Source organism: Mycobacterium sp. 1423905.2 (genome assembly GCF_001673155.1).
Classification (GTDB): domain Bacteria; phylum Actinomycetota; class Actinomycetes; order Mycobacteriales; family Mycobacteriaceae; genus Mycobacterium.
Genome location: NZ_LZLE01000221.1, coordinates 1 through 3372, shown reverse-complemented (window position 1 = coordinate 3372; position 3372 = coordinate 1). Strand labels below are relative to the sequence as shown.

4 protein-coding genes and 1 pseudogene are annotated in these 3372 nt (G+C 64.7%); 2 read left to right on the top strand and 3 right to left on the bottom strand.

Annotated elements, in window-relative coordinates; translation table 11 throughout:
- The 3 genes and pseudogenes from A9W95_RS13550 to A9W95_RS13540 form a co-directional block, all read right to left on the bottom strand.
- Positions 1-225 (bottom strand): annotated as a pseudogene (locus tag A9W95_RS13550) (ABC transporter permease); the annotation flags it as partial.
- A 250-nt stretch (positions 226-475) separates the two neighbouring features.
- The gene (locus tag A9W95_RS13545; protein WP_156746187.1) at positions 476-1405 is read right to left on the bottom strand and encodes a 3-oxoacyl-ACP reductase; all 930 of its coding nucleotides are present in this window, start codon (positions 1403-1405) and stop codon (positions 476-478) included.
- Positions 1406-1430: 25 nt separating this feature from the next.
- The gene (locus A9W95_RS13540) at positions 1431-1622 is read right to left on the bottom strand and encodes a ferredoxin (protein ID WP_067413307.1); all 192 of its coding nucleotides are present in this window, start codon (positions 1620-1622) and stop codon (positions 1431-1433) included.
- A 223-nt stretch (positions 1623-1845) separates the two neighbouring features.
- Here A9W95_RS13540 and A9W95_RS13535 point away from each other — a divergent pair, with 223 nt between their 5' ends.
- Both A9W95_RS13535 and A9W95_RS13530 read left to right on the top strand, forming a co-directional pair.
- The gene (locus A9W95_RS13535; protein ID WP_067413304.1) at positions 1846-3027 is read left to right on the top strand and encodes an acyl-CoA dehydrogenase; all 1182 of its coding nucleotides are present in this window, start codon (positions 1846-1848) and stop codon (positions 3025-3027) included.
- A gap of 21 nt (positions 3028-3048) precedes the next feature.
- The coding region (locus A9W95_RS13530) for an acyl-CoA dehydrogenase family protein (protein ID WP_172826615.1) at positions 3049-3372 on the top strand (324 nt) is incomplete at its 3' end.

Sequence of the window (3372 nt, the reverse complement as noted above, 5' to 3'; positions counted from 1 at the left end):
CGCCCCGATCTCGCGCAACAGGATGTTGAGGGTGAACGCGACCAGCACGGTGAACGGAATGGAGACCAGCAGCGTCGGCACCAGCGAAACCCGGGCGATCATCCAGGTCTGCTCCAAGAATTCGCCCAATTGGAACGGCCTACGGAAGGTGGCGCGGGCGGTGTCGATCGACATCTCGAAGAATCCACCGACGGCGCGAGCCGGAACGGCAAGTTGTTGGATCAACCTGGTCCCCCCGTCTCTCCTCGGCGGCGAAGTCTGTGAGTGCCCTGTGCCCGACCAGGGATCGCGTGGTGCTCGGGTGTGAGCCGGCTCATATTAACTCAGAACGACTTCGCCGTGTCAACGATCAGCATTTTGCGGCCATACCGTTAATTTCGCTGGTTAAGCCACTTGTCGCGCTCCATTTCTGACACGTGTTCTAGCTGCTGGAAGGGTGTTTTGCGGGCGTCCGTCGGCCCCCCGGCGACGCCTACTAACCCATCAGAGCGGTGGCGGCAAAATTCACTTCTGGGTCCCGGCCAGCAAAGTAATCGCGCAGTGTCGAGCTCAGTTGAGCGGGGTCCCAAGCCGCACCCTCGGCGCTGAACTGATGCTCGGCGGTCGGCGCGGCCACCAGCGTTACGCGTGGACCGTACACGATGAAGACTTGGCCGTTGACCTCCGCGGCCGCCGGAGACGCCAAGAACTGGACCAGGTTCACCACATGTTCGGGTGAGAGCGGGTCGATCTGGCCTTCCTCTGCTTCGGGGGCTTCGCCGAAGACCTCCGCGGTCATGGCGGTGCGAGCCCGCGGGCAGATCGCGTTGGCACAGACCCCGTAGCGGCCCAACGCGCGGGCGGCCGACAGGGTCAGGGCGATGATCCCCGCCTTGGCCGCGCCGTAGTTGGCTTGTCCGACCGGGCCCACCAGGCCTGCCTCCGACGAGGTGTTCACGATCCGGCCGAAGATGGAGCCGCCGGCGTCCTTCGCCTTGCCGCGCCAGTAGGTGGCGGCGTTGCGGGTGAGCAGGAAGTGCCCCCGCAGGTGCACAGCGATGACTTGATCCCAGTCCTCGTCGCTCATGTTGAACAGCATCCGGTCGCGCGTGATGCCGGCGTTGTTGATCACGATGTCCAGGCCACCGAGACCGTCGGCGGTCGCGATCAGCTCGTCGGCGGTGGAGCGTTGGCTGATGTCACCGGCCACCGCGATCGCCTTGGCGCCCGTGGTGTTGATTTCGTCGAGGACGTCGGAAGCGTCCAATGCCTTGGCGATGTCGTTGACGACGACGGTCGCGCCCAGCCGGGCCAGGCCGAGCGCCTCGGCGCGGCCCAGGCCTGCGGTCGCGCCGGTCACCACCGCGACCTTTCCGGAGAGATCGGTCGCGTTCGTGCTGCCATTGGCCTGAGTCAATTTATGAATACCTCTAGTCTCGGCGTGCTCGGGGTTAGTCGCCGCGCAAGAGCGCAGCGCGGGGGCATTCGGCGATCGATTGCTCGGCCAAATCCTCCTGGTCGGCAGGGATCGGATCGGTCTTCACGACCGCGTAGTCCTCGTCGTCCAGATCGAAGATATCCGGCGCGATTCCCACGCAAACGGCGTTACCTTCGCAGCGGTCACGGTCTACTTTCACTCGCACGGCATCCTCCTTGAACCTGGGCTGGAGTTAGGAATCACGCCTTGTCCAACTCATCCGTCTGCGGATCAGTATGAAGCAACACCCTCGGGCTCCGGTACGTCTGACGATACGGTCGCTGGCTTCCCAGACTAGAACGTGTTACAACCGGGATGGCGAATGGGTAGCCGTCGGCGTGCTTGACCGCGGCTAGCGACGTGTACATCGGTTGACCGGAGGCGGCAGCATGCGCATCAGTTACACCCCTGAACAGGAGGAGCTCCGTCGCGAACTGCGGTCGTACTTCACCACGCTCATGACGCCGGAGCGCCGCGAGGCGCTCAGTTCGGTCCAGGGCGAGTACGGAACCGGCAATGTCTACCGCGAGACCGTCGCGCAGATGGGCAAGGACGGGTGGCTGACCCTGAACTGGCCCAAGGAGTACGGCGGCCAAGACCGCTCCCCGATGGACTCGCTGATCTTCACCGACGAGGCCGCCCTCGCGGGCGCTCCGGTGCCGTTCCTGACGATCAACAGCGTGGCGCCGACCATCATGGCCTTCGGCACCGACGAGCAGAAGAAGTTCTTCCTACCCAAGATCGCCGCCGGGGAACTGCACTTCTCGATCGGCTACTCCGAGCCGGGCGCCGGTACCGACCTGGCCAACCTGCGCACCACCGCGGTCCGCGACGGTGACGACTATGTGATCAACGGCCAGAAGATGTGGACCAGCCTGATCGCCTACGCGGACTGGGTGTGGCTGGCGGTGCGCACCAACCCCGAAGCCAAGAAACACCGCGGCATATCGATGCTCGTGGTGCCGACGACGGCGGAGGGATTCTCCTGGACGCCGGTGCAGACCATGGCCGGCCCGGACACCAGTGCCACCTACTACTCCGACGTGCGGGTTCCGGTGACCAATCTGGTGGGTGAGGAGAACGGCGGCTGGAAGCTGGTCACCAATCAGCTCAACCACGAGCGCGTCGCCCTGGTGTCGTCGGCGCCCATTTTCCTGGCGCTGCGCGAGGTGCGCGAATGGGCGCAGAACACCAAAGACTCCGGCGGCGCGCGCGTCATCGATTCGGAGTGGGTGCAGATCAACCTGGCGCGCGTACACGCCAAGGCGGAAGTTCTGAAACTGATCAACTGGGAACTCTCGTCGTCGCACAGCGAGTCCCTGTCGCCGGCCGATGCCTCGGCTGCGAAGGTGTACGGCACCGAATTGGCTACGGAGGCATACCGGTTGCTGATGGAGGTGCTGGGTCCGGCCGCGACGTTGCGCCAAGATTCACCCGGCGCGCTGTTGCGCGGGCGGGTCGAGCGCATGCACCGAGCCTGTCTGATCCTGACCTTCGGTGGTGGTACCAACGAAGTCCAGCGCGACATCATCGGCATGGTCGCGCTCGGGTTGCCGCGAGCCAGCCGCTGACCTCGAGAAGGATTGCTGATCATGGATTTCACGACCACAGAAGCGGCGCACGACCTGGGCGGTCTGGTCGACACCATCGTGGACTCGGTGTGCACGCCCGAGCATCACCGCGAGCTGGACGGACTCGACCAACGCTTCGACCGCAAATTGTGGAGCAAACTGGTCGATTCCGACATCCTGACGTCTGCGGCGGCGCCGGCGCTCGGTGGTGACGGCTTCGGTGCGCTCGAGCAGGTCGCCATTTTGGTGGCGTTGGGTCATCAGCTGGCCGCGGTGCCGTACCTGGAGTCGGTGGTGCTGGGTTCTGGCGCCCTGGCCCGGTTCGGATCCGATGAGCTGCAACAG

What these genes read in the sequence shown, in the direction of transcription:
- A9W95_RS13535 (WP_067413304.1), top strand. Translation starts at nt 1,846, where the DNA reads ATGCGCATCAGTTACACCCCTGAACAGGAGGAGCTCCGTCGCGAACTG.